This is a genomic window from Hymenobacter nivis (assembly GCF_006439025.1).
Taxonomy (GTDB): domain Bacteria; phylum Bacteroidota; class Bacteroidia; order Cytophagales; family Hymenobacteraceae; genus Hymenobacter; species Hymenobacter nivis_A.
Window position 1 is genome coordinate 55,021 of sequence record NZ_RCYZ01000002.1, and the last position, 23,913, is coordinate 78,933.

Sequence of the window (23,913 nt, forward strand, 5' to 3'; positions counted from 1 at the left end):
AACGCCGGGCTTGGGTTTCTGCGCTTGCAACAAAAATAGTGCGCGTCGCCGCCCAGGGCCCTGCTCAGCGCGGGTCGCGCCACACCAGCTGCCGGTCGGTAGACAGTTGGTAGAATTCCGGGCAGCGCCCATCGCCTTTGCCCGTAAGGCCGCCGCTGGGCGCGCACAGCACGTTCAGGCACTCGTCGTAGAGGGTGATGTACTGGTCGCAGCACGAAGACGTGACGAGGTACACTTTGCGGCCCTGGTAGGCGTACTGCCAGATTTCGTAGGCCGGGTTGCCCTTGGGCAGCGTCTGCAGTTCGGCAATCTTGGTTTGGATGCTGGCCGCGCAATCAGGGGCCGGCTCGCTGGCCGCGGAGCCGCACTGGAAGGCCAATAGGGGCAAGCTGCTCGCCACCGCCCAGCAAAAAATTCGAAGGTTACGCATGGCGAAAATCAGGAAAAGCGCGGGCATTAGGGCCCCCGGCGTTGGTTAAAACCGCCGGGCCAGGAATAGGCTCATGCCGTCGGCGCGCTGCCCGGCGCCGGCAGGGGCGGGGCCCACGTTCCAGCTGGTGCGGGGGCCCTGGGAGGTGGCCGCCGGGCGGTGCAGCAGGTTCCAGGCGCCAAAGAGTACCGTGGCCGTGCCCACGCCAATGTTGGCCATCGACAGCAGTTTCTGCGATTCGTTGGTGGGCAGCGACGAGCCGTTGAACGTTGTCACCGGCTCTTCTGGAAACCGGGTGGCCCCCAGCACGAGCTGGGTGGTGCCGCTGGCCATCGTCAGCCAGGGCAGCCAGCGTCCGGCTTGGCGGCCCGCGTCGGAAGCGTTCAGCACCATGGCCGACGCGTTGAGGCCCACGAGCACCGCCGAAGCCGTGCCGTAGCCGGTGGGGATGTTGTTGCCGGTGGCGACGGGTATGTAGCTGGGCCCGTACGTGGGCTGAATCAGGGCGCAGTCGGCCAGGCTCAGGCCGCTTTGGGCCACCCAGCGGCCGAGGCCCTTGTCGCGCATGTCCAGCAAGTTGCTGTATTGGAAGCGCTGGTTGATGCGCTCGGCGGCGGGGCGGCCGGCGGTTTTGGCCACCAAATAGCCCACCGCGCACAGCCGGCCCGCCCCGTCGATGAAGCAGGGGTGGCGCTGCCCGTCGGGGGATGCGTTTTGTGGGAACACGCCGGCCTGCCAGTAGGCGTGCAGCAGATCGAGCAAGTGGGCGCGGCGCTGGCGCAGGGCGGCCGGCAGGGCCCCCGGAGTGCGCTGGCGCAGCTGCTGCTCGGCATAGGCCAGGTGCGTTTGGATGCGCAGCGCATCGGGCGTGTCGGCCGTGGGGCCCCGGCCGAAGCGGGCCACGAAGCTGGCGTCGCCCACTACGGGGTTCACCGGCGCCAGGGCCCCAGGGGACGCCGGATGGTTGCGCGCCGCCAGGTTAAAGCCCAGCCGGCCCAGTCCCACCAACGAAATAATTACTAAAAGCAGCGGTAGTAGACGACGGCGCATAAGCAAGTAAAAGGTTGGTAGAGAAGGGGATGTTGCGGAGTTAGGGCATCTTCACGGTGCCCCCAAAGTCAACGGCGGCCTCCAGGCCCACGCTGTAGGGGCGGCGCTGGTTGGCAAAATCCTGCACGGGCTGGGCATTCAGCGAGAGCACGCCAATCTCGGCCGTGGGGCCCGCCGAGAGAGCCCAGCGGCCGGCCCCGGCGCGGTACTGCACCCCCGCCCCGCCGCGCAGGGTGGTGAGCAGCCGCCGGTAGGGCGAGCCAGGCGCGGCCAGTGGGTAGTCTTTGGTAGCGCCGGGCTCGCCGGCCACTTCCGAGCGCACGCTCAGCAGGGCCCCCACCACGGCCCCGAGGTGGCCGTAGCCGCTCCAGCCACGCTTGGCGGGGTTGGCGTAGTGCACAGCCACTGGCACGCCCACGGTGCGGTAGCGGAACGAAGTGGTGCGCAGCGCGGGCCCGGGGGCAAAGCTGGTGGTGATGTTGCTGGCCGCGTAGTAAGTGGGCAGCTGCTCGCCCACGAAGCTGGTGCTGGTGGCCGATTGCGCCTCATGCTGGCCCAGTTCGACGCCCGTGCGCAGGGCCCAGTGGCCGCCCAGCAGGCGCGTGGCCCGCACGGCCACGCGCTGGTCGAGGCCCCCGCGCAGGTACTGGCGGTACTCGGCCGCCGAGCGGTTGTTGAATGCCACCGCGTTGGTGCTGGCCGCCATCGAGTACGGAATGCTGACCGTAGGCGCTGGCGCGCCGCCGTTCTGCGAAAAATCGGCGTTGGGCGAAAACACCCCCGACGCCACGCTGACCCCAAACTGCCAGCGCTTGAGGGGCGCGGCGGCCACGTTGGGCGCCACGGCCACGGCCGCCAAGCGCACTGGCAGCGCCGTGGCGAGGCCCTTGGGCAGCGCCGCCGACCGCTGGTCCAGCACGTCCCACTCCGCCGCCAGCGGCGCGGTGGCAACGGCGGCAGCGGCATCGTTGCCGGGGCCCTGGGCCGTTACTTCGGTGTAAGCAGCGGCGGCGGTGCGGAAAATGCCGCCGTGCCGGCCGGTGGCCGAGCTGGCAAGCGCTGCCGCACCCGCCTCAGCCGCCGCGCCGAAAGCCGCGCCGCGGCTGCTGCCCGCGTTAGCTAATCCGGGCGCGTTGCTCCGCCCTGTGCCCATCGCCGGGGCCCCCGCCGCGTAGCCCGCCCCGCGGCCGCTGGCCGCGTTGGCATAATTGGCATAAGCACTGCCTGGGGCCCCCGCCGCCAGTTGCTGGCCGGCCGCTAAGTAGCCCGCGCCCATATCCGCGCCTTTATCTGCACCCGAACCGACCGCTCCGCGGTGGCTGGCCGCGGCGGGGGCTCCGCCGCGGCTCGTGCCCGGGGCCCCGGTGGCCACCCAGCCGCGGGCCCTGGGGGCCCCAGGCACTGGTGCCGTGGCGGCTACCGGGGGCCCCTGGGGGCCCTGGTGCGCCCACCAAGCCCCCCCGCCGGCCAGGGTGGCCAGCAGCAGGCTGGCGGCCGCCACCCAGCGGGTAGCGGCGAGGCGGCGGCGGTACGTTTCGTTCTGGTGCACGAGCAGTGCGGTGTCAATTTGCTCCCACAGCATCGGGCGCGGGGGCGCCTCGGCTTGGGCCAGGTGGTGGCGGAACAGGTCTTCCAGGCTGCCCTGGGGCCGGTCGGCGTCGTGGTCGGCGTGGCTAGCAGGATCGGTAAAAGCCATAATGATTGCGTAGTTAAAATAATCGTTAAGAATCGTGGCGAGGCGGGGTGCCCAGCCGCTCCACTTTGGCTTGCAGAATGGCGCGGGCCCGCGAGTACTGCGACTTGCTGGTGCCCTCGCTGATGCCCATTAGCTCGCCGATTTCGCGGTGGTTGTAGCCCTCGATGGCGTAGAGGTTGAACACCATGCGGTAGCGCGGGGCCAACTCCTGCACCAGCCCCAGCAGCTCCTGGAAGCTGTAGTTGCTGAGCGTGAACTCGGGGCTGGCCAGCGCGGCCGGGTACTCGGCGTCGCTCACCGCCACCAGCGGGGCGTTGCGGCGGTGCTGGCGCAGGGCGGCGTTCACCATCACCCGGCGCACCCAAAACTCCAGCGGGCACTCGCGCCGGAAGCTGCCCAGCGTCCGGAAAACGGTCAGGAAACCTTCCTGAAGCACGTCTTCGGCCTCAAACGTGGTTTGGGCGTAGCGCAGGCACACGGCCATCATGCGGGCCGCGTACTTGTCGTAGAGCTGCTTCTGGGCCAGTTGGCGGCCAGCCAAGCAGCCGTCGATGAGCTCCTCCTCGGTGGGCGCGGCGGCAGTGGTGCGGCTCACGGTCAGGCGCGGCAAGGCGGCTTCGTCGGCCCCGTGGGCCGGCCAGGCGGCCGCGCTCATGCGCGGGGCCGGCGGCAAAAACCGGCCCGGTGCCCGGCGGGACCAGCGGTGGGGGGAGTAGAAAAGGAAAAGTCCGGCATAAGGGCGCGCGAGGTGGGTAGAACTGGCAAAGCCGTGGGCTATTCCCGGGAGGCCGGCCGCGCCGAAAAGGTTGCACGCGCGCCCGCCACCCTTAAAATAAGTTAATTACAGCGGAAACTAATATTTCTGCGTAACCACGACAGTGTGTTTAATGTATGTACATTAGTGCCGCGCTCCGCGCTCCATTCACTTTTTCCACCCAACCCCCAACCCCATGAAAACGCTGGTTCTGTTTTATTCCACCTACGGCCACGTCTGGAAGCTGGCCGAGGCCGTAGCCGAAGGCGCCCGCCAAGTAGCTGGCAACGAAGTAGTAGTGAAGCGCGTGCCCGAAACGCTGCCCAAGGAAGTGCTCGACAAAACCGGCGCCACGGGGGCCCAGCAGGCCTTCGCCCACGTGCCCGTGGCTACGCCCGACGAACTGGAGGAGTATGACGCCATCATCTTCGGCACGCCCACGCGCTACGGCAACCTCTGCGGCCAGATGCAGGCGTACATGGACAGCACCGGCGGCCTCTGGGGCCGGGGGGCACTGGTGGGCAAAGTGGGCGGCGCTTTCGTGAGCACCGCCACCCAGCACGGCGGCCAGGAAGAAACCATCCGCAACTTCCACACCGAGCTGCTGCACCACGGTTTCGTCATCGTGGGCCTGCCCTACGCCTGGCAGGGCCAAATGGGCCACGAGGAAGTGACCGGCGGCACGCCCTACGGCGCCAGTACCGTGGCCGGCGGCCAGGGCGAGCGCCAGCCCAGCGCCAACGAGCTGGAAGGTGCCCGCTTCCAAGGCCGCCACACGGCCGAAATCGCCAGCAAACTGGTCAAGTAAGGCTACGCTGAACGAGAAATAAAAAAGGGCAGCCCGTACGGGCTGCCCTTTTTTATTTCTGTCGGAAGGCCTTAAGCTGGTGGGTTCCAAATATCCCAGGCGGCTTCGGCTTGGAGGCACAGCATCTCGTAGCCGTTCTTCACTTGGGCCCCGGCGGCTCGGCCGCGGGCCATGAAGGCGGTTTCGGAGGGGTTGTACACTAAATCGTAGAGGTAGTGGCCGGGTCCCAGGGCCCCGTAGGGCAGGTCGGGGGCCTCGTCTACGTGCGGGAAGGTGCCCACCGGCGTGGCGTTGATGAGGAGCGGGTGGGCGGCCAGCACGGCCGGCGTGAGGTCGGCATAGGTTAGGCCGGGGCCCCCGGGGCGGCGGCCCACCAGCTGGTACGGGATGCCAAGGTCGTGCAGGGCGGCTTCCACGGCTTTGGCCGCACCGCCCATGCCCAGCACCAGGGCCGGGGTGTGGGGCCCCGCGCCGGGGAAAAACCGGCGCAGCGACTCGCGGAACCCGATGTAATCGGTGTTATGGCCCACCAGGCGGCCGTCGGGGCGCACGTCAATCACGTTAACCGCCCCGATGCGGGCCGCGGCGGGTACCACCTCGTCCAGCAGCGGCAGCACATCTTGCTTGTAGGGCACCGTCACATTCAGGCCGCGCAGGCCCGGGTTGGCGCGTAGCAGCGCCGGCAACTCGGCGGCAGTGGGCAGCTCGTGCAGGTTGTAGCGGCAGTCGGCCAGGCCCAGGTCGCGGAACTTCTGGGTGAAATAGGTTTGCGAAAACGAGTGGCTGAGCGAACGGCCAATGAGGGCGAACTCACGCATGGGGCGGGGCTAAAACGGGCGGCTACTGCGCCGGGGCCCCGGCCTGGGCCCCCAGCTTGCTCTTCAAAAACGACCACAGCGGCGGCAGCACCGACAGGGCGATGATGCCGTAAATCACGAAGGTGAAGTTGTTCTTGACCACGGGAATCGAGCCCAGAAAGTACCCGGCCAGCGTGAGCGACACCACCCATAGCACTGCTCCCACGATGCTGTACGAGGCAAAGAAGCGGTACGTCATGGTGCCCACGCCGGCCACAAACGGGGCAAACGTGCGCACAATGGGCACGAAGCGCGCCATGATGATGGTTTTGCCCCCGTGCTTGGCATAGAACGCCTGCGTCTGCTCCAGGTACTTGCGCTTCAGAAAACGAAAGTCTTGCTGGAATACTTTGGGCCCCAAATAGTCGCCCACAAAATAGTTGAGGTTATCGCCGATAAAAGCGGCCGCAATCAGCAGTGGGATGAGGTAGCCGATTTGCAGCAGAGGCTCGCCGGTGGAGGCGCTTTGCTGGGCCGCCAGTGTGCCGGCCACAAACAGCAGCGAATCGCCGGGCAGGAAGGGAAAAACGATGACCCCGGTTTCGGTGAATATGATTAGGAACAGGATCAGGTAGGTGAGGCTGCCGTAGTCGTGCACCACGTTCACGAGGGTTTTGTCGAGGTGCAGCAGCAGGTCGAAAAAGTGCTTAATAATTTCCATCAGGGGCGCAAAAAGTATAGACGACAAAGAAAACGGCCCCGAAGCAAAGCCCGGATACTCAAAACGCTGGCCCCTGCCAAGAGACCAGCGTTTCGGTGGCGATGCGCCGGGGGGCCCGGGCTAGCCGCGGGGCATGGAGGTGCCGGGCTTGCCGGTTTTGGCAGCCGGGTGGAACATGGGGTCCACCGCGTCCATGTCGAGGAAGTGGGTGAACGTGTCGCCGCGCAGGCCCAGGCGGATGGTTTCGAGGCTCACCACCTCATTGGGGGCAATGTTGCCCAGGTTCACGTTGGCGCCGAGCAGCTTGATGAACCACACCTGCTGGGCTTTCTGCGGGGCCTCCCAGATGATTTTTTCGCCCGGAATCTTGGTCAGAATCTCCTCTACCAGGCCCGAGCGCACCTCGCCGGTGCTGCGGAACAGGCCCACGTTGCCGCCTTCGCGGGCCTCGCCGATGACCTTGATGGCCCCGGCGGATAGCTCGGCGTCCATCTGCGAAATCCACTTGTAGGGCGGAATGATCTTCTCGGCATCCTTGCTGCCCACCTCGCTCAGCACCCGCACCGCCTTGCTCAGGTCGCGGATGTACTCGCACTTGCGGTCGTGGGCCAGGTCGATGCTGCCGTCCGATACCTCGGCGTACTCCATCTGGTACTGGTCGAGCAGGCGGCGGTAGTCGTCGAACTGGTTGCGGATGATAAAAGCCTCGAACAGCGTGCCCCCGAAGTACACCGGGATGCCGGCCGCCCGGTAAATTTCCAGCTTGCGCTTCAGGTTGGGCACTACGTACGAGGTGGCCCAGCCCAGCTTCACCACGTCGGTGTAGGCGGCGCCCACTTCCAGGAAGTCTTCTACTTCGCGCAGGCTCATGCCCTTGTCCATCACCATGGTATAGCCTTGCTCGCGGGGCTTGGCAGTGCGTTCGGGAAGTTGGTTAATCGAGTAATTCATGGGCAAAAACAGGCGGGAAATGGACCGGCAGGCGCGGCAAAAAACAAAAAACCTGCCCGCCCCGAAGGGCAGGCAGGTGCAAAAATAACAACCGGGGCCCCACCGCTACGACCGGTGCTGGTCGATGAGGCGCAGCAGGGCCGGCTGGCGGCGCAGCTCGGGGAAATAATCGAAGAGCAGCGTGTGCTGGTCGTAGTTCAGGGCCAGGGCTGTTTCCAGCGACTGGTACGCCTCGCGCAAGTGGCCGTCGGCCAGCAAGTAAGCGCAGCGCATGTAGTGGAAATGGGCCTCGTGGGGGTGCAGCTCCACGGCGTGCTGCACCAGCGCCGCGGCCTCGCCAAAGTGGCCCTGCTCGTAGAGAATGGCGCTCCAGTTCACCCAGCCCTGGGCTTCCTCGGGGGCTACTTCGGTGGCTTTTTCGTAGGCCTCCAGGGCGCTCACCACGTTGCCCACCTGGTTTTCGGCCGCACCCAGCGCCGCCCAGTACTCGCCGCTTTCGCCGTAGAGCTCGGTGGCCTTGCGGAAGAAGTGGATGGCCTCCATCCAGCGTTCCTGCTCTTGCATCAGCACGCCCTGGCCAAACCAGGCTTCGTCCATTTCCGGGTTCAATTCCAACGCTTGGCGGTAGAAGCGCCGAGCCGAGTCCCACTCGCGCAACTTCTCGTAGCACTCGCCGATGTTGCACAGCGCCTCGTCGGTGGGCTCGCCGGGCGCGTAGCTCAGCTCAAACTCGGCAATGGCCTTGCGGAATTCCTCCTGGCACACAAAGGCGTCGGCCAGCCAGTGGTGGGCGTCGTAAAAATCGGGGCTGATGACGATGGCGTAGTCAAATGCCTCGGCGGCTTTCGTAAAGTCTTCGCGCCGGTACCAGTACTGGCCCAGGTTGTACCAGGCCATGGCGGCGTAGGGGTCGTCGTCGGTGAATTTCTGGAAGAACTCCAGGTGCTCCTCCAGTCGCCCGCTGATGTCGAGGCAGTGCAGCAGCTCCTGCACCCCGGTTTCGTTGTCGGGGTTCAGGCGCAGGCTCTGCTTGTAGTGCTTGGCGGCGCTCTTGAATTTCTGCCAGCTCTGGTAGGCCAGGCCCAAGTTGAAGTGGATGTCGTCGCGCTCGGGCTCCTGCTCCAGCCCTACTTGAAAAAACGCCACGGCCTCGGCAAACTGCCCGCGCTGGGTGCTGATGATGCCCCGCGTCACGGCCACGTCGGCGTTGGTGGGGTCGATGGTGGCCACGTGGTCAATCTGGCGCTCGGCCTCGGAGTAGTCGCCGCGCATGGCCGTCACCTGGGCCCGGTCGATGAGCAATTCGGTGGAAAAAGGGTACTGTCCGAGCGCGGCTTCGCACGCCTGCAGCGCCTCCTCGAAACGGGCGCTGGTGACGTAGTGGTCAATGATTAATTCAAAGTCTTCTAGGTCGAAAAAAACAGACTCTTGGCGGGCCTGCATTTGCTCGAAGCGCCGGACGGTGTCAAGCACGGCCCGGTGGTTTTCATAATGTTCGTTCATTCGCATAGTGTCGCCGCTAAGCCCCGGGGCTGGTGCGACCCGGCCCGGGCGCTAAACGCAGAGCCGGGCGCGGTGCAACCGGTGGGCGCCGGGAGTTAACCAATATTACTAACAATATTCCCCAGAATCCGTGCGATTAACGAAAAAACTACGCGCCGCGGATGGGATAGCCATTATTAGCTAAAGCTACGTTGCCGCCGGGGTTGCTACCAAATTGGCCGCGCACCAGGCAATGGTTTCGGGTAAGGATTTGAAGGGAAGGCCGGTAACCTGCTGCACCCGCGCGCTGGCGTAGGTGATGGGGTGGCGGCCGGCGCGGGCCGTGTCGCGGGTGATGAGTGGCCGGGCCCCCGTTAGCAGCGACCGCAGGTGCTCGAAGCGCCAGATGCCCTCGGCGGCCCAGTCGGGCACGGCCACCGTGGGCGGCCGCCGGCCCAACGCCGCCGCCGCTTGCCCAAAGAAATCGGCCAGTGGCAGGGCCCCCGCGCTGAGGATGAAACGCTGGTCGCGCACGGCGGGCAGGTCCAGGGCCAGGGCCAGCAGCTGGGCCACCACGTCGCGCACATCCACAAAGTTGACCAAGCCCCTCGTATAGAAGCGGTGCTGCTCGTGGGCGTAGCGCAGCAGGCGGGTGCTGCTGCGGTGCCAGTCGCCGGGACCCAGTACCACCGAGGGGTTCACCACGACGGTGGAGAGGCCCTCGGCCGCGCCGCGCCACACCTCCAGCTCGCCCAGGTACTTGCTGGTGGCGTAGGCGGGGTGGGCGGCCCCGAGGTCCCAGGTGGCGGTTTCGGTCACTGTTTGGGGCCCCGGGGCAGTGGGCGTGCCCAGGGCCGCCACCGACGATACGTGCGCCAGCCGGATGCCCGGCCGCTCCAGGCAGGCATCCACCACGGCCGCCGTGCCGTCCACGTTCACGCGCTGGAGCAACTCCACGTCCTGCGGGGCGTACGACACCAGCCCGGCGCAGTGAAACACGTGTGTGACGTCGGGCGTGAGGGCGGCCCGCAGCAGGTCGGTGTCGAGCAGGTCACCGGCCAGCCATTCCACGCCCGGGGCCCCATCGGCGGGTATGGGGCCCCGGTGCAGGGCGCGCACGGCCAGCCCCCGGGCGCGCAACGCCCGCAGCAGGAAAGAGCCAATCAGCCCGGTGCCGCCCGTGACAAAAATCATGAATCAGAGCGTTTTATTGAGCAGCGGCAAATCCAGCAGCCGCTGGTAGTAGGGGGAGGCCGCTACCTTACGGCCCAGCGTGGAGGTGTGGCGCAGGTGGTGCGTATCAGTGCCCACAAAGTCCACAAGCCGCGCGTCAATTAGTTGTTCGGCAATCTTCTGCGCGGCGGGCGAGTAGTAGCCGGCCAGCGAATTCAGGTTGATTTGCAGCAGCACACCGTAGTCGCGGCGCAGCTTCTCGATGTCGGCCAGCCGCCCATAGAGGTAGGTGTAGCGCTCGGGGTGGGCCAGCACGGGCTGGTAGCCCTGCGCCTTCAGTTCGAAGATGGTTTCGAACAAATTAAGCGGCTCGTTGAGGTACGACGTCTCGAATAGCAAGTAGCGCTGGTCCCCGCCGAAGGTGAGCATCTCGGTGCCATCGGCCAGCTTGCGGCCCAGAAATTCGTCGAGGTAGTACTCGGCTGCGCACTCCAGCACCACATTGCCCAGGCCCTCGGCGGCGGCAGCAGCGCGTAGCAGCGCCAGGGCCTCCCTAATGCCTTCGGGCGTGTTCTTGTAAAAATCGCCCATGATGTGGGGCGTCATCACCAGCCGTGTGAAGCCCAGCCGGCGCAGCTCGCGCAGCAGGGCCAGCGCGTCTTCCAGCGTGGCCGCGCCGTCGTCGAGGCCCGGCAGCAAGTGCGAATGCATGTCGGTGCCCAGCGCCGCCAGGGCCCCATCCGGCGCGGGGCCCGCAGCAACGGGTGCGGCGGCCGGGCCGAAAAGCCGTTGCCAAAAAGTAGCCATCAGTGTAAATCAGGGCCCCGGCAGGGCTTATTTGAAGAGGCGGCCCAGCTTCTGCGCTAGCGTAGGAGGTGCCGCCGCGCCCGGGTCTTCGTAGTAGCCCTGGCCACCGCCGCTGCCGTACCCGTAGCCGTACCCATAGCCGTAGCCGTAGGCACCCTTCGACTGCGCATCGTTGAGGATGGTGCACATGCGGGTAAGGTTGTTGGCGCGCATCAGGCGGTTCATGTTCTTAATAAAGGCCTTGCGCGAGTAGTCGGCCCGCACGATGTAAATCGGAATGTCGGCCCGCCGCATGATCAAAATGCCGTCGGTGACTAGCCCCACCGGCGGCGTGTCAATCATCACCACGTCGTAGCTCTCATACAGCTCGGCCAGCATCTGGTCGAACCGGGGGCTGAGGATCAGTTCGGACGGGTTGGGCGGGGTGGGCCCCGCCGAGATGAATTGTAGCGCCTCGATGGACGTGCGCTGGATGCACTCTGCCACCGAGTGCCGGTCAATCAGAATCGTGCTGATTCCCTTCACGTTCTCGGCCCCAAAAGCCAGGTTCACCTTGGGCTTGCGCATGTCCAGGTCGAGCACAATGACGCGCTGCCCCGACATAGCAATGATGCCCGCCAGGTTGACCGTGACGAACGTTTTGCCCTCGCCCGATATCGTGGACGTCACCGAAATCAGCCGTTTTTTCTTGGCCGAACTGATAAAGTCCAGGTTGGTGCGGATGGAGCGGATGGCCTCGGAAATGGCCGACTTGGGGTTGTCGTTCACCACTAGGCGCGACACCTCCATCTTCTCCTTGTCGTAGGTCGGAATCACGCCTAGTACGGAGGCCTGCGTGCTCCGCTCCAGCTCTCGGGTATTTGTGATGGTGTTGTGCATCAGGTAGCGCACGGCAATCAGGCCCAGGCCCAGAAACAGGCCCCCGGCCAAACCAATGGCATACACCAATAGCCGCACCGGCGAAATGGGCACCCGCGGCTCCGAGGCAGGAAATAGAATCTGGAAGTCGGCGGTAGTACCAGCCTTCTGGATGTTGTAGTCCACCTTCTTGCCCATCAGCATGGTGTAAGTGCCCTCGGCCAAGGCGAGCGGCCGCTGCAAGCGGGCCTGTTCGGTGGCGCGGCTGGGCAGCCCTTGCTGCTTGGTATCGATGAGGTTTTGCTGACGATCGAGCAGCGCAACCTTGTTCAGCAGGGTTTTGCGCGCCTGAGTAATCTGCCGCAGAATGCTGCTGAGAGTGTAGGCCATTAGGGCATTCTTCTGCTGCATGGCCTCCGTCGCGCCGGTGTAGGAGCGGCTCACCCGCTCTTGGTCCCACTGCATCCCGTTGAGCTGGCTCAGGAGCTGGCTCAGCAGCGGGTCGTTGATGTCGCCCAGGCCCGGAATGCTCTGCTCAATGGTCTCGTTTTCATTACGCGTGATGTGGGCCTGCTGCACAACGCGGGCAATGTCATTCAGCAACACCATGTTCTGGTTCAGCTTCAGCCGCTGCTCCTCCAGGTCTTCGCTCTTGGCGGCCAGGTCGGCCACCTCCGACTTCACATCGTACGTCTTGGTTTTTTCTACGAAGCCCTGGTAGCGGTTTTCGGCGCGCTGCAAGTTATCGTAGTTAACGTCTAGCTGCTGATCGAGGTAACGCAGCGTGCGGGCCGTGTTTTCCTGCTCGCGCAGCACTTTGGCCCGCTGGTACACAGTATCCACCTTGTTTACTATGCGCTGGGCTTTTTTGGCGTTGAAATCCGTGAAGGAAATCTGGATGGTGTTGGCGTCGGCACTTGAAATGTCTACGGCCAGGTTCTTCTCCAGGTAGCCGTTCACCGTGCCCTCGTCCTGAATAGTGAAATGGTATTTTTCGCCCAGGGTGGCCGGCCCAAAGTAGGACGTCGTGGTAACGGTCAAGTCAAGGCCGGGCAACGTGACCTGTTGCCCCACGGCATACTCACCGCTCAACGTGGCGGCCGTGCCACTGTAATCAATGCTATAGCGCGTTGGGCTCACAAACACCAGGCTGATTTTCTGGTTGTAGAGCTCTTTATCTCTAACCACGTACGCAATGTGGAACGGCGAATTGCCGTACAGCTCACTCTCCAGCACCGTGCCCTGCACGTAATAATTTACGTTCAGGTTCAGCGAGTCGCGCAGTTGCTTGTAGATAATCTCGGACTTGATAAGCTGCACTTCGCCAGCTAGTTTGCTAGCACCGACGCTGGGGCCCGCGGCAGCAATCTGGCCCCCCAGGCCCACCACGCCCGCCTCGCTACGCTGGTCTATTTTGAGCAGGGACGTGGACTTGTACACGGGCTTGGTGTAGCGCAGGTACAGCCAGGATGCCGAGCCGCCCAGCACTAGCAGCAGCAGCACCCATAGCAAGCTGCGCCGTGCCACCAGGGCCAAGGTAGATAAGTCCAAGCCTTCGCTTCCCTCTTCATCGGCGGCCCCACCAGCGGTTGCCGCAGCAGGCTGCTCCGCACCGCCGTCGATGGCGTTGCGGATGAGGGACTCCAGCTCCGCATTTTCATTTATAGCCATTGCACTTAATTGATAAGGAGCCGCTCGAAGGAGAGCGATAAGTTAAGATAAATAGTAGGAAAGCGTTCTAAATTGCAGCACTCACCTGATAATGAGGTAAACGACGGTCACGACTAGGGATGTGATGCTCGCCGCAAGGCCAAGAAGTGGTGCCGAATCGGTTACGCCCTCCAACAGAGGGCGGCGAATGGGATCAATATAAATGACATCGTTGGGCTCGACCTGTAAATTGGCGCGGCGCATGCCGGCAATCGTCGTTAGGTTTATTTGCTCTATCCGGGGGTATTTTAGGTTGCCGCGGATGATACGAATGTTGTCGGCCCGTCCACCGTATCGGTACAATCCATTGCCGCCGCCGCCGCCGCCGCCGCCGTCCACGCCGCCGGCCAGGGCCAGTACTTCCAGCAGGTTCATGTTGTCGTTTTCGAGCGGGATGACGCGGCCGCCCTGGGCCCCCAGCAAAATGATGCGGTTGTTGGTGACGCGCGTTCGCACAAAAGGCTCGATGTAGAACTTGCTGTATTGCACCTGTAACACACTGTCGGCTTGGAGCAGCGAGAGGCCGCTCAACCGCACTTGGTTCACCATCGGCAGACGCACGGTGCCGTCGGCCTGCACTAGGAACGTAGCCCCCGAGCCCGTTCGCCCGCTGCCCGTCGACCCCATACTACCCATCGTGCCCGTGCTGCCGGTGGTGGGCCGAGCAATAGGGGCCCCACCCGTGCTGCCCCCAAACTGCAACTCCCCGTTGGGGTCTAGAATCCGTTCGCCCTTGTTTGTGTTGACGCTTACTTCGAGGTAGTCGTTGGGCTGAATGAGGTAGTTGCGCGCCGTGCGGTTCACCGCTACCCGAAGCCTGGCCGTGTCGATAGCCCGGCCGCTGTCGTCGGTAAGGCGGAACATAGTGCGCTGGTTGTAATAGCGCGTGGATGCGCACGATGAAAATAGCAGCGCGGTCAGCAGGCAGCTAAAGAGTATTTGCCCGAAACGGCCGAAAGTAGAAGGGAACATGCAGACCGAAAAGGTGCTGAATAATAGGAGTAATGCGCCGAAACGCCTGCGCGCAATGGTTGGATTGCTCCCGAAAAGCCTCAAAAGTAACACGTTTGCTGCATGCTGCCGATGGCATGCGTTATATAGCACCGGCAACCCTAAGATTTTCAATTGTTAAAGCTGTACTTTTGCCTGGCACGAACTAGCGTTAGTTAGCCGTATATCTTAGCCTCGATTTTTCTTATTCTGTTCCCACCCACCCCCGCCTTATGGAAGCCGTAGCAACCGAAAACCAAGCCCTGATTGCGCAAATGGTGCGCGACTTCGGAGCCCAGTACATCCAGCCCCACATCATGGAGTGGGACGAAAGCCAGGAGTTTCCCCGCGACGTGTTCCGCCGGTTGGGCGAGCTGGGGCTGATGGGCGTGCTGGTGCCCACCGAGTATGGTGGGGCCGGCTTTGGCTACCCCGAGTACGTGACGGCTATTGCCGAGCTTTCGCGCATCGACGGCAGCATTGGCTTGAGCATGGCGGCGCACAACTCGCTTTGCACAGGCCACATCTTGCAGCATGCCTCCGAGGCCCAGAAGCAGCAGTACCTGCCTCGCCTGGCTTCGGGCGAGTGGCTGGGGGCCTGGGGCCTCACCGAGCCCAACACGGGCTCTGACGCTGGCAACATGCGCACCACGGCCGTGCGCGACGGCGACGACTTTGTGCTGAACGGAGCCAAAAACTTCATCACCCACGGCAAATCCGGCGACGTGGCCGTGGTCATTGCCCGCACCGGCGAGGTGGGCGACTCGCACGGCATGACGGCTTTCATTGTGGAGCGCGGCACGCCGGGCTTTGCCGCCGGGCGCAAGGAAAACAAGCTGGGCATGCGCGCCTCCGAAACCACGGAGATGATTTTTACTGATTGCCGCGTGCCAGTAGCCAACGTCATCGGCGCGGTGGGGGAGGGCTTTGTGCAGTCGCTGAAGGTGCTCGACGGCGGGCGCATCAGCATTGCGGCCCTCAGCCTGGGCATCGCCCAGGGGGCCCTGGACGCGGCCCTCCAGTACAGCAAGGAGCGTCAGCAGTTCAACCAGCCCATCAGCCAGTTCCAAGGCATCGCCTTTAAGCTGGCCGACATGGCCACCGAGATTGAGGCCGCTCGCCTGCTCACCTACCGCGCTGCGGAGATGAAAGACGCCGGCCTGAACGTGAACCGCGAATCGGCCATGGCCAAGCTCTACGCCTCCGAGGTGAGCGTGCGCGTGGCCAACGAAGCGGTGCAGATTTTTGGCGGCTACGGCTATACCAAGGATTACCCGGTGGAGAAATTTTACCGCGACGCCAAGCTGTGCACCATTGGCGAAGGCACCAGCGAAATTCAGAAGCTGGTGATTGCACGCACGTTGCTAAAGTAAGATTACTGATTTTGCTTGGCTAACTGTGATTACGCTGATTTTTTTCGCTTAGCAATGGCTCCGGCCTAGCCCTTTGAAAAAAATCACCGTAATCACGGTTAATCATTACTAATCAGTGATTATCTTTGCGGCCCGATTTACTCGGCTTCCCGCCTGACATTTTTTCGAAATCCCCGATATGATCATCATCCAAATCAAAGACAACGAGTCGGTTGACCGCGCCCTGAAACGCTTCAAAAAGAAATTCGAGCGCACCGGTGTGCTGAAAGAGCTGCGTCGCCGCACGTTCTTCCAGAAGCCGAGCGTGACGGACCGCAAGCTGAAGCAGAAGGCTGTGTACAAGCTGGCCACCTACGGCACGCCCAACGAATAGGCTCCTGTTTTGCGGATAAAAAACCGGCTGGTGGGCATATTAGTGCCCCCAGCCGGTTTTTTCGCGTCCGCTAGAACCAAACGTTGCGGGGAAATAAAAAAATGGTACTTTGGACGCCCGGCCCCGCAGGCCGGGTTTTTTTGTGGTGTGCATGGAGGCTTTTTTTGATTTTTTGCAGTTCGAGCGGCGCTACAGCCCGCACACCGTGCTTTCGTACCGTACCGACCTGGGCCAGTTTGCCGCCTATCTGCTAGCCGAGGGCGACGCGGAGGGCCCCCAGCAGGCCACGCACCACACCATCCGGGGCTGGGTGGTGGCCCTGATGCAGCAGGACCTAGACCCGCGCACTGTGAACCGCAAAGTGGCCTGCCTGCGCTCGTACTACAAGTTTCTGCTGCGCACCAACGCCATTGCGGCCAACCCCATGCTGCGCATCAAGGCCCCCAAAATGGCCAAGAAGCTGCCCGAGTTTGTGCCCGAGGCAGCCCTGAACGGCATGCTGAACTCATTTCAGTTCGAGGACTCGTTTGCTGGGCAGCGCGACCAGCTGGTGCTGGAGATGCTCTACGGCACGGGCATTCGCCTCTCGGAGCTGCTGGGCATGGAGGCGGCCGACGTGAGCCTGCCCGGCGGTACGGTGCGCGTCACGGGCAAGGGCAATAAGCAGCGCCTCGTACCGCTTAATCCCACGTTGCTGCAAGTATTAGCCAAGTACCAGGCCCGCCGCGCCCACGAATTTGGGGCCCAGCCGGGGCCCCTGCTGCTCACCGACAAGGGCGCGCCACTCTACGAAAAGCATGTGTACCGCACCGTGAAGCAGTATTTGAGCACCGTCACCACGTCGGCGGCGCAACAGCATCCGCACGCGCTGCGCCACGCCTTTGCCACACACCTGCTGGGTAAGGGCGCCGACCTCAACGCCATCAAGGAATTGCTGGGCCACGCCAGCCTGGCGGCCACCCAGGTATACACCCACATGTCCGTCGACCGCCTAAAATCCGTATTTGATCAAGCCCACCCGCGGGCATAAACGCGGGATTTGTTAATCTATTCACCCTTAATTCCTTCTTCGCCCTATGAAAGTTCAGATGAATGCGGTGCATTTCACTGCCGACCAAAAGCTGCTCGATTTTATCCAGCAGCGGCTCAATAAGCTGGAAACTTTTTACGACAAAGTGACCGGCGGAGAAGTTATTTTGCGTGTTAACAACAAAGACGGCGCGGCCAACAAAACCGTCGAAATAAAGCTACTTGTACCCGGCGGCACCTTGTTCAGCGAAGAAGACGCCACTTCATTTGAAGCCGCCACTGACGCTGCTACCGAAAACCTGCGCCGCCAAATCGTGAAGCACAAGGAGAAAACCTTGCTAACCCACTAGTATCGACCGAGTGGCTGGCGGCTGTTGGCTGCCGGCTTTCCATATAAAAAGGGGCCCCGACTGAGTAATCAGTCGGGGCCCCTTGCGTTGCCACAAAATCAGCAGTAGGCCTTACAAGCCAAAGGCTTCCTTTATTTTAGGCACGTAGTCGAGCTTTTCCCAGGTGAAGGTTTCGAAGGTTTTCACCTCGCCGCCGGGCATGGTGACCTGCTTGGTACCGGGCGTGCGGCCCATATGGCCATAGGCCGCGGTTTCGCCAAAAATGGGGTTTTGCAGGCCCAGGCGCTGCACAATGGCGTAGGGACGCAGGTCGAACAGCTCCTTCACTTTGCTGGCAATGGCGCCGTTGGACAGCGGCTGGCCGTCGGGGCTCAGGGCCCGGGTGCTGCCGTAGGTATCCACGAACACGCCCACCGGCTCGGCCACGCCGATGGCGTAGGCCACTTGCACGAGGGCATGGTCGGCTACGCCGGCGGCCACCAGGTTTTTGGCGATGTGGCGGGTGGCGTAGGCCGCCGAGCGGTCCACTTTGCTCGAGTCTTTGCCCGAGAAGGCACCGCCGCCATGGGCCCCTTTGCCGCCGTAGGTGTCCACGATGATCTTACGGCCGGTGAGGCCGGAGTCGCCGTGGGGCCCCCCAATCACGAACTTGCCCGTGGGGTTGATGTGGTAGGTGATCTGGTCGGTAAAGAGCTTCTGCACCTCGGGGCCCAGGCCGGCCAGCACGCGCGGCACGAGGATGGTTTGCACATCGGCCTTGATTTTGGCCAGCATGGTGGCCTCGTCGGCGTCAAACTCGTCGTGCTGGGTGCTCACCACAATCGTGTCAATGGCCTCCGGCGTACCGTTGTCGGCGTAGCGAATCGTGACTTGGCTCTTGGCGTCGGGGCGCAGGTAGGGCATGTCGCGGGCCTCGCGCCGGATGGCAGCCAGTTCCTGCAACAGGCGGTGCGAGAGGTCGAGGGCCAGGGGCATGTAGTTGGCGCTCTCGCGGGTGGCGTAGCCGAACATCATGCCCTGGTCGCCGGCGCCCTGGTCTTCGGCCGTGGCGCGCACCACGCCCTGGTTAATGTCGGGCGACTGCTCGTGCAGGCGGTTCATCACCTCGCAGGTGTCGGCGTTGAAGAGATACTCGGGCTTGTCGTAGCCGATGCGGCGGATGGTGGCCCGGATGAGGGGCTCGGCGTCCACGCGGGCGGTCGATTTAATCTCGCCGGCCACTAGCGCGAAATCGGTGGTCACCAGGGTTTCGCAGGCCACTTTGGCGGCCGGGTCCTGCCGTAGGTATTCGTCCAGGATGGCGTCGGAAATCTGGTCCGCAACTTTATCGGGGTGGCCTTCCGAAACCGATTCGGAGGTGAACAGGTAGGGCATAAAACGGGAAGAGAAGCAATAAAAAGCAAAAAAACCAACCGCTTACGCGGTCAAGGCCACCGCGTGGGCGAACGGCAAAACTACGCCACGCCGCCCGAAGGCGCGGGGCCCCCCGCGTCGGCATCGGCTAAACTGGGCAGTACGGCTTTCTCGCAAACCAGTACCACGGGCCGGCCGCGCAGGTCGGTGGTGGCGAACAAATACGTATCGCCGCCCTCGCGGATGCCGGTGCGCAGCCGGAAATCGGCCACCGAATCGGGGAAGTTGCGGGTTGTGACGTGGGCGCGGGCCTCGGGGCCCAAATGAGCCTTAAGGGCCGCGCCGTCGGCTTTCTCCACCGCCAGCACCCGGAAAATGCGCCCCGGGAAATCGGCCCGCAGCGTGGCCGACGTGTATAAGTGGCTGTGCTGGTGCAGCTTTAATAGCTCAAAAGCAGTGCCGATGCTGCGGAAGGCCCCCGCCTTGAGCACGGCCGCGTTGGGCTCGTAGAGAAACTGCTGGGCCTCGGCGTAGCGCGGCACGGCGCGGGCCTCGCGGGCTCGGTTGAGGCGAAATTCCTGCCGGGTGCCGTCGCGACGCAGGTTTAGGGCGAAGCGCTCGGGATCTACGGCAGGCTCGGGGCCCAGTTCGTAGAGCACCTCCTTCACCTCATTATCCAGGGCCAGCACCCAGAGGCGGCGCACGTGCTTGAGCTCCTGCACGGCCTGCTCGATGTCGAGCATGGGCGAGGTTTTCAGCAATACGCGGTCGGCTTTATGCAGCAGCAGCGGCACGAGGTGCAGCACGTCGGGCTCGCAGTCGGCCAGCCGGAAAATCTTGCGCGAAGCCGTGTCGCGCCGGGCCGGGTCGAGGTAAATCCAGTCGTAGTGGTGGGGTGTTTCCTTGAGGAAGGCCAGGGCGTCGGCGTTGTGCACCGCCACGTTCTCAATGCCAAGCAGCCGGAAATTGTAGCGCACCACGGCCGCCAACTGCGGGCTGCGCTCCACGTAATCGACCTGGGCCACGCGGGCGGCGAAGTGCGCCGCATCGGCCCCAAAGCCGCCGGTGAGGTCGGCCAGCCGCGCGCCGTCTACTAAGCTGGCCTTGAAGGTGGCCGTGCGCTCCGACGACGCCTGCTCGACCGACAGGGCGGGCGGAAAGGCGAGGTCGGGGTTAGCGGCCCAGGTCGGCAGCTTACCCTGGGCTTTCTGGCGGGCCTGGATTTGGCGCACCAGCTCGGGCACGGGCAGGCCGGGGTGGCGGCGGGCTTGTAAGGCCAAGTGGGCGGGGTCGTCGTGCAAATGCGCGGCCACGTAGCGACGGGCCGCCTCGGGCAAAGGGAATTCCATGTAAGCGGGTATACGGGAAAAACGCCGCGGACAGCACAAATAGTGCCCCGCGGCCTAGCGCAGGCCCCAGGCCAGAGCTAGCAACGGCGTGCGCTGGGGCCCCAGGCGCAGGCCCGCCGTGCTGGGCGAGTACCGCTGCCACCAAGTGCCGTGGGCCCCCGTCAGGCCGCTGTTGTAAGCCGTTAAGGCCTGCTGCAAGTGCTCGTTGGTGTGACGGTTGATGGGAATGGTAGCCAACAAGCTGGCCACAAACAAACCTGCTGCCACCTGTTGGGTGCCGTTGAAATATTGCTGGTCACCATCCTTGGCAAACACCTGGCTGCCGTACAAGCCCAGGGCCCCCACCGCTACTAGGCGGTCGGCCAGGAACAGGGTTTTCTGGCGGCGGTAGTCGGCCAAGTGGTTCAGGGCTTCGGCGTTGGTGCCCAGGTAGGGGCGCAGCTTCTGGCCGAAAAAACCGGCGTTCTGGTAGTCCTCGCCTGTTTTGCCGGGGGGCAGGAAGTAGAAGTTGTGCTGGGGGCCGCTGAGGCCACGCGCCGCATCGTCGGGCTGGAGCCGGATGGTGGCGGGGGCCGCCTGGGCGGCGGCCAGGCGCGGGGCCCCCACGGCCAAAGCCACTAAAAACACGCTAAAGGATAGGCAACGGGCTGTATCTACAGCCGGAATAGAATGGTGCATGAAGTAAAGATACGGGGCTTCACACCCACAAAACGGCGGCCTTTCGCGGCCGGGGCCCCAAAACAATTGCCGTATCTTTGTGGTTGAACCCGACCATACCAACCAAGACCCTATCATGGTGGAAACCAAAACGAACACCTACGTTCCCTACAAGGTAAAAGACATGTCGCTGGCCGAGTGGGGCCGCAAGGAGATTCGCCTCGCCGAAGCCGAGATGCCCGGCCTGATGGCCCTGCGCGAAGAGTTCGGCGCTGCCCAGCCCTTCAAAGGTGCCCGCATTGCCGGCTGCCTGCACATGACCATCCAAACCGCCGTGCTCATCGAGACCCTGAAGGCCTTGGGCGCTGAGGTGACGTGGTCGTCGTGCAACATCTTCTCGACCCAGGACCACGCCGCCGCGGCCATCGCCGCCGCTGGCATCCCGGTATATGCCTGGAAGGGCATGAACGAGGAAGAGTTCAACTGGTGCATCGAGCAAACGCTGTTCTTCGGCGAAGACAAGCAGCCGCTGAACATGATCCTTGACGACGGCGGCGACCTCACCAACATGGTGTTGAACGAGTACCCTGAGCTGGCCGCTGGCATCAAAGGCGTGTCGGAAGAGACGACTACCGGTGTGCTGCGCCTCTACGAGCGCGTGAAAAACGGTACGTTGGCTTTCCCCGCCATCAACGTGAACGACTCGGTGACGAAGTCGAAGTTTGACAACAAGTACGGCTGCAAAGAGTCGGCCGTAGACGCCATCCGCCGGGCTACCGACGTGATGATGGCCGGCAAAATTGCTGTGGTAGCCGGCTACGGCGACGTAGGAAAAGGCACCGCCGCCTCGCTGAGCGGCGCCGGCGCCCGCGTCATCGTGACGGAAATTGACCCCATTTGCGCCCTGCAAGCGGCCATGGACGGTTACGCCGTGAAGAAGCTGACCAACGCCGTGAAGGAAGCCGACATTGTGGTGACGGCCACCGGCAACTGCGACATCCTTACCGAGGAGCACTTCCGCAGCCTAAAGGACAAAGCCATTGTGTGCAACATCGGCCACTTCGATGACGAGATTGACATGGCTTGGCTGAACGGCAACTACGGCCACACCAAAGACACGGTGAAGCCGCAGGTGGACATCTACAACATCGACGGCAAAGAGGTCATCATCCTCGCTGAAGGTCGCCTCGTGAACCTGGGCTGCGCTACTGGCCATCCCTCGTTCGTGATGTCGAACTCCTTCACCAACCAGACGCTGGCCCAGTTGGAGCTATGGCAGAACGCTGCCCAGTACGAGCACCAGGTGTACACCTTGCCCAAGCACTTGGACGAGAAAGTAGCCCGCTTGCACCTCGCCAAAATCGGTGTGGAACTGGACGAGTTGACGCCCCGCCAGGCCGACTACATCAAGGTGCCCGTGGAGGGCCCCTTCAAATCGGACCTGTACCGCTACTAGGGCCCCAGCCTTTTGCAAAAAGCCTCGCCAACAGCTGTTGGCGAGGCTTTTTGCGTTTACCGAAGCAACAGAACGCGTGCTAGTCTAGGAACTGTGTGCCCGTCAATTGTTCGCTTATATTCCAGAGGCGCTGGCTGTTGGCCAGCGTGTTAAAGCTGCTTTTCACGGGTTCGGGCTTCTTCTTGCTGTAGAAGCCGCCGCTGACCGCGGCCACGCTGGGGTCAGACGCCAAGAAGATGCTGGTTTCGGCGCCTTTCTCGGGCGAAAGCATGAAGGGCCGGCCCAGGGCAAGCACCGCCGACAGCCAGCCGCCCGATTGCTGGCCGTAGCCGGTGGCCACCGCGCCGGGGTGCAGCGAGTTGGTAGTTACGTTGGTAATGCCGTGGGTGCGCAGCCGCCGGGCCAGCTCCTGGGTGAACATGATGTTCCAGAGCTTGGTGGTGCCGTACTCCCACATGGCGCTGTAGCTGCGCTCCGACTGGATGTCGTCGAGCGTGGGCTTGGAGAAGCGGTAGGCCATTGAAGCCACGTTCACAATGCGGGCGGCCGGGCTTTTACGCAGGAGGTCGAGCAACAGGCTCGTGAGCAGGAAGGGCCCCAGGTGGTTGGTGGCCAGCGTCAATTCGTAGCCATCGGCTGATACTTCGCGCTCGGCCCCTAGCATCAGGCCGGCGTTGTTGAGGAGCACGTCAAGACGCGGGTACTGTGCATTGATTTCGGCGGCCACGTCGCGCACTTCTTGCAGCGAGGAGAGGTCGGCCAAGGCCATGTCTACCCGCTGGTTGCCGGTGGCGTCGATGATTTCCTGCCGGGTGCGTTCGGTTTTCAGGCGGTTGCGGCCCAGCAGAATAACGTGGGCCCCTTGCCGGGCCAGCGCCTCGGCCGTGACCTTGCCAATGCCCGAGGTAGCCCCGGTGATGAGAATAATTTGGTCTTTTAAGTCAGCCATGGGGAGGAGAAAAGGAAAAGTACTGGGCCCTAATACGCGCCACGACGGCCCGCGGTACCGAATATTTTAGGGCCCCAGGCGCCGGGGCCGTGTTTACTTTGCCCCATGCCCGATTTTTTGCGCGTCGAAACCATCTTTTTTACTGTGCTCGGCTACCCCATGAGCTACCTCGAATTCTTCGGGGTGCTGACGGGGGCCGTGGCCGTATGGCTCTCGGCCCGGGCCAATGTGTGGAGCTGGCCGCTGAGCCTGGTGGGCATCGTGCTCTCGTTCTTCCTGTTCTTCCAGGTGCAGCTCTACCCCGACACTTTTTTGCAAGTGTTCTTCTTCGCGACCAGCCTCATTGGCTGGTGGCAGTGGACGCACCCTGCCCCGCGCGAGGCCGACCAAAAGGAGGAGCTGCGCATTACCTACACCCCGCGCTTAGTGCTGCTGCTGGGCAGCATCGGGGCCCTGGCCGCCACCGCGCTGCTAGGGGCCCTGGCCCAACGCCTGCACCAGTGGCTGCCGCTGGTGTTCAGCAAACCCAGCGCCTTCCCATACCTCGATTCGTTTACCACGGTGCTCAGCATTGCCGCCACCTTCCTGCTGATGCGCAAAAAGGTGGAAAGCTGGTACGTGTGGCTCCTTACCGACGTGGTTTTAACTTACGTGTACTTCTTGAAGGGCATCAAGTTCGTGGGCATCGAGTACGCCGTGTTCTGCGCCGTGGCGGCCTACGGGGCCTACCATTGGACGCGCGAGTTTCGCGGCTATGCCAACCAGCTGCCCGCTGCCTAGGGCCCCGAACCTGACCT

General features: G+C 63.3%; 23 protein-coding genes. 7 read left to right on the plus strand and 16 right to left on the minus strand.

The window, feature by feature from the left end:
* Window positions 1–64: 64 nt before the first annotated feature.
* Genes EAH73_RS04610 through EAH73_RS04625 form a run of 4 tightly spaced genes read right to left on the minus strand, consistent with a single transcriptional unit; the run spans window position 65 to window position 3,831 of the window.
* Window positions 65–430 (minus strand): DUF6970 domain-containing protein, encoded by a 366-nt coding sequence (locus tag EAH73_RS04610; RefSeq protein WP_140465347.1) that lies wholly within the window; start codon window positions 428–430, stop codon window positions 65–67.
* A 45-nt stretch (window positions 431–475) separates the two neighbouring features.
* On the minus strand, window positions 476–1,480 hold the full coding sequence (locus EAH73_RS04615; RefSeq protein ID WP_140465348.1) for a hypothetical protein: 1,005 nt from the start codon (window positions 1,478–1,480) through the stop codon (window positions 476–478).
* Between the two features lie 40 nt (window positions 1,481–1,520).
* Window positions 1,521–3,176: a PorT family protein gene (locus tag EAH73_RS04620; RefSeq protein ID WP_140465349.1), complete on the minus strand. Its 1,656-nt coding sequence runs from the start codon at window positions 3,174–3,176 to the stop codon at window positions 1,521–1,523.
* A gap of 25 nt (window positions 3,177–3,201) precedes the next feature.
* A complete protein-coding gene (locus tag EAH73_RS04625; protein ID WP_140465350.1) occupies window positions 3,202–3,831 on the minus strand; it encodes an RNA polymerase sigma factor in 630 nt (209 codons plus the stop codon).
* A 295-nt stretch (window positions 3,832–4,126) separates the two neighbouring features.
* Between EAH73_RS04625 and wrbA the strand changes: the two genes are divergently transcribed.
* On the plus strand, window positions 4,127–4,738 hold the full coding sequence (wrbA, locus tag EAH73_RS04630; RefSeq protein ID WP_140465351.1) for an NAD(P)H:quinone oxidoreductase: 612 nt from the start codon (window positions 4,127–4,129) through the stop codon (window positions 4,736–4,738).
* Between the two features lie 71 nt (window positions 4,739–4,809).
* Here wrbA and EAH73_RS04635 read toward each other — a convergent pair whose 3' ends face one another.
* The 8 genes from EAH73_RS04635 to EAH73_RS04670 form a co-directional block, all read right to left on the minus strand.
* Entirely contained in the window at window positions 4,810–5,556 is a 747-nt protein-coding gene (locus EAH73_RS04635; protein WP_140465352.1) for a shikimate dehydrogenase family protein, read from the minus strand.
* A gap of 22 nt (window positions 5,557–5,578) precedes the next feature.
* Entirely contained in the window at window positions 5,579–6,256 is a 678-nt protein-coding gene (locus tag EAH73_RS04640) for a DedA family protein (RefSeq protein WP_140465353.1), read from the minus strand.
* A 120-nt stretch (window positions 6,257–6,376) separates the two neighbouring features.
* On the minus strand, window positions 6,377–7,207 hold the full coding sequence (locus EAH73_RS04645; RefSeq protein ID WP_140465354.1) for a phosphosulfolactate synthase: 831 nt from the start codon (window positions 7,205–7,207) through the stop codon (window positions 6,377–6,379).
* Between the two features lie 105 nt (window positions 7,208–7,312).
* On the minus strand, window positions 7,313–8,710 hold the full coding sequence (locus tag EAH73_RS04650) for a tetratricopeptide repeat protein (RefSeq protein ID WP_140465355.1): 1,398 nt from the start codon (window positions 8,708–8,710) through the stop codon (window positions 7,313–7,315).
* Window positions 8,711–8,896: 186 nt separating this feature from the next.
* Complete coding sequence (locus EAH73_RS04655) at window positions 8,897–9,883, minus strand: NAD-dependent epimerase/dehydratase family protein (RefSeq protein ID WP_140465356.1); 987 nt, start codon at window positions 9,881–9,883, stop codon at window positions 8,897–8,899.
* A 3-nt stretch (window positions 9,884–9,886) separates the two neighbouring features.
* On the minus strand, window positions 9,887–10,669 hold the full coding sequence (locus EAH73_RS04660; protein WP_240047144.1) for a tyrosine-protein phosphatase: 783 nt from the start codon (window positions 10,667–10,669) through the stop codon (window positions 9,887–9,889).
* A 27-nt stretch (window positions 10,670–10,696) separates the two neighbouring features.
* Window positions 10,697–13,198 (minus strand): polysaccharide biosynthesis tyrosine autokinase, encoded by a 2,502-nt coding sequence (locus tag EAH73_RS04665; RefSeq protein ID WP_140465357.1) that lies wholly within the window; start codon window positions 13,196–13,198, stop codon window positions 10,697–10,699.
* 81 nt (window positions 13,199–13,279) lie between these two features.
* Entirely contained in the window at window positions 13,280–14,101 is an 822-nt protein-coding gene (locus EAH73_RS04670) for a polysaccharide biosynthesis/export family protein (RefSeq protein ID WP_240047145.1), read from the minus strand.
* Window positions 14,102–14,460: 359 nt separating this feature from the next.
* Here EAH73_RS04670 and EAH73_RS04675 point away from each other — a divergent pair, with 359 nt between their 5' ends.
* From EAH73_RS04675 to hpf, 4 genes are all read left to right on the plus strand, one after another.
* A complete protein-coding gene (locus EAH73_RS04675; protein WP_140465359.1) occupies window positions 14,461–15,600 on the plus strand; it encodes an acyl-CoA dehydrogenase family protein in 1,140 nt (379 codons plus the stop codon).
* A 178-nt stretch (window positions 15,601–15,778) separates the two neighbouring features.
* A complete protein-coding gene (gene rpsU, locus EAH73_RS04680) occupies window positions 15,779–15,973 on the plus strand; it encodes a 30S ribosomal protein S21 (RefSeq protein WP_068236499.1) in 195 nt (64 codons plus the stop codon).
* Between the two features lie 151 nt (window positions 15,974–16,124).
* A complete protein-coding gene (locus EAH73_RS04685; protein ID WP_140465360.1) occupies window positions 16,125–17,003 on the plus strand; it encodes a tyrosine-type recombinase/integrase in 879 nt (292 codons plus the stop codon).
* Window positions 17,004–17,049: 46 nt separating this feature from the next.
* Window positions 17,050–17,352, plus strand: coding sequence for a ribosome hibernation-promoting factor, HPF/YfiA family (gene hpf / locus EAH73_RS04690; RefSeq protein WP_140465361.1), 303 nt, complete (start codon window positions 17,050–17,052; stop codon window positions 17,350–17,352).
* 111 nt (window positions 17,353–17,463) lie between these two features.
* Here hpf and metK read toward each other — a convergent pair whose 3' ends face one another.
* From metK to EAH73_RS04705, 3 genes are all read right to left on the minus strand, one after another.
* On the minus strand, window positions 17,464–18,726 hold the full coding sequence (gene metK, locus EAH73_RS04695; protein WP_140465362.1) for a methionine adenosyltransferase: 1,263 nt from the start codon (window positions 18,724–18,726) through the stop codon (window positions 17,464–17,466).
* A gap of 80 nt (window positions 18,727–18,806) precedes the next feature.
* Window positions 18,807–20,054, minus strand: a complete 1,248-nt coding sequence (locus EAH73_RS04700) for a class I SAM-dependent methyltransferase (RefSeq protein ID WP_140465363.1) — start codon at window positions 20,052–20,054, stop codon at window positions 18,807–18,809.
* A gap of 54 nt (window positions 20,055–20,108) precedes the next feature.
* Window positions 20,109–20,681: a hypothetical protein gene (locus tag EAH73_RS04705; protein ID WP_140465364.1), complete on the minus strand. Its 573-nt coding sequence runs from the start codon at window positions 20,679–20,681 to the stop codon at window positions 20,109–20,111.
* Between the two features lie 166 nt (window positions 20,682–20,847).
* On the opposite strand from EAH73_RS04705, the gene ahcY reads away from it, so the two are divergent.
* Window positions 20,848–22,167: an adenosylhomocysteinase gene (gene ahcY / locus EAH73_RS04710; RefSeq protein WP_140465930.1), complete on the plus strand. Its 1,320-nt coding sequence runs from the start codon at window positions 20,848–20,850 to the stop codon at window positions 22,165–22,167.
* Between the two features lie 79 nt (window positions 22,168–22,246).
* Here the strand turns inward: ahcY and EAH73_RS04715 are convergent, their stop codons facing one another.
* Entirely contained in the window at window positions 22,247–23,116 is an 870-nt protein-coding gene (locus tag EAH73_RS04715) for an SDR family oxidoreductase (RefSeq protein WP_140465365.1), read from the minus strand.
* A gap of 105 nt (window positions 23,117–23,221) precedes the next feature.
* Between EAH73_RS04715 and pnuC the strand changes: the two genes are divergently transcribed.
* Entirely contained in the window at window positions 23,222–23,896 is a 675-nt protein-coding gene (gene pnuC / locus EAH73_RS04720) for a nicotinamide riboside transporter PnuC (RefSeq protein ID WP_140465366.1), read from the plus strand.
* The last annotated feature ends 17 nt before the right edge of the window (window positions 23,897–23,913 follow it).

Coding starts and splice junctions, on each gene's coding strand:
- EAH73_RS04610 (WP_140465347.1), bottom strand. CDS start 430: ATGCGTAACCTTCGAATTTTTTGCTGGGCGGTGGCGAGCAGCTTGCCC.
- EAH73_RS04615 (WP_140465348.1), bottom strand. CDS start 1,480: ATGCGCCGTCGTCTACTACCGCTGCTTTTAGTAATTATTTCGTTGGTG.
- EAH73_RS04620 (WP_140465349.1), bottom strand. CDS start 3,176: ATGGCTTTTACCGATCCTGCTAGCCACGCCGACCACGACGCCGACCGG.
- EAH73_RS04625 (WP_140465350.1), bottom strand. CDS start 3,831: ATGAGCGCGGCCGCCTGGCCGGCCCACGGGGCCGACGAAGCCGCCTTG.
- wrbA (WP_140465351.1), top strand. CDS start 4,127: ATGAAAACGCTGGTTCTGTTTTATTCCACCTACGGCCACGTCTGGAAG.
- EAH73_RS04635 (WP_140465352.1), bottom strand. CDS start 5,556: ATGCGTGAGTTCGCCCTCATTGGCCGTTCGCTCAGCCACTCGTTTTCG.
- EAH73_RS04640 (WP_140465353.1), bottom strand. CDS start 6,256: ATGGAAATTATTAAGCACTTTTTCGACCTGCTGCTGCACCTCGACAAA.
- EAH73_RS04645 (WP_140465354.1), bottom strand. CDS start 7,207: ATGAATTACTCGATTAACCAACTTCCCGAACGCACTGCCAAGCCCCGC.
- EAH73_RS04650 (WP_140465355.1), bottom strand. CDS start 8,710: ATGAACGAACATTATGAAAACCACCGGGCCGTGCTTGACACCGTCCGG.
- EAH73_RS04655 (WP_140465356.1), bottom strand. CDS start 9,883: ATGATTTTTGTCACGGGCGGCACCGGGCTGATTGGCTCTTTCCTGCTG.
- EAH73_RS04660 (WP_240047144.1), bottom strand. CDS start 10,669: ATGGCTACTTTTTGGCAACGGCTTTTCGGCCCGGCCGCCGCACCCGTT.
- EAH73_RS04665 (WP_140465357.1), bottom strand. CDS start 13,198: ATGGCTATAAATGAAAATGCGGAGCTGGAGTCCCTCATCCGCAACGCC.
- EAH73_RS04670 (WP_240047145.1), bottom strand. CDS start 14,101: ATGTTCCGCCTTACCGACGACAGCGGCCGGGCTATCGACACGGCCAGG.
- EAH73_RS04675 (WP_140465359.1), top strand. CDS start 14,461: ATGGAAGCCGTAGCAACCGAAAACCAAGCCCTGATTGCGCAAATGGTG.
- rpsU (WP_068236499.1), top strand. CDS start 15,779: ATGATCATCATCCAAATCAAAGACAACGAGTCGGTTGACCGCGCCCTG.
- EAH73_RS04685 (WP_140465360.1), top strand. CDS start 16,125: ATGGAGGCTTTTTTTGATTTTTTGCAGTTCGAGCGGCGCTACAGCCCG.
- hpf (WP_140465361.1), top strand. CDS start 17,050: ATGAAAGTTCAGATGAATGCGGTGCATTTCACTGCCGACCAAAAGCTG.
- metK (WP_140465362.1), bottom strand. CDS start 18,726: ATGCCCTACCTGTTCACCTCCGAATCGGTTTCGGAAGGCCACCCCGAT.
- EAH73_RS04700 (WP_140465363.1), bottom strand. CDS start 20,054: ATGGAATTCCCTTTGCCCGAGGCGGCCCGTCGCTACGTGGCCGCGCAT.
- ahcY (WP_140465930.1), top strand. CDS start 20,848: ATGGTGGAAACCAAAACGAACACCTACGTTCCCTACAAGGTAAAAGAC.
- EAH73_RS04715 (WP_140465365.1), bottom strand. CDS start 23,116: ATGGCTGACTTAAAAGACCAAATTATTCTCATCACCGGGGCTACCTCG.
- pnuC (WP_140465366.1), top strand. CDS start 23,222: ATGCCCGATTTTTTGCGCGTCGAAACCATCTTTTTTACTGTGCTCGGC.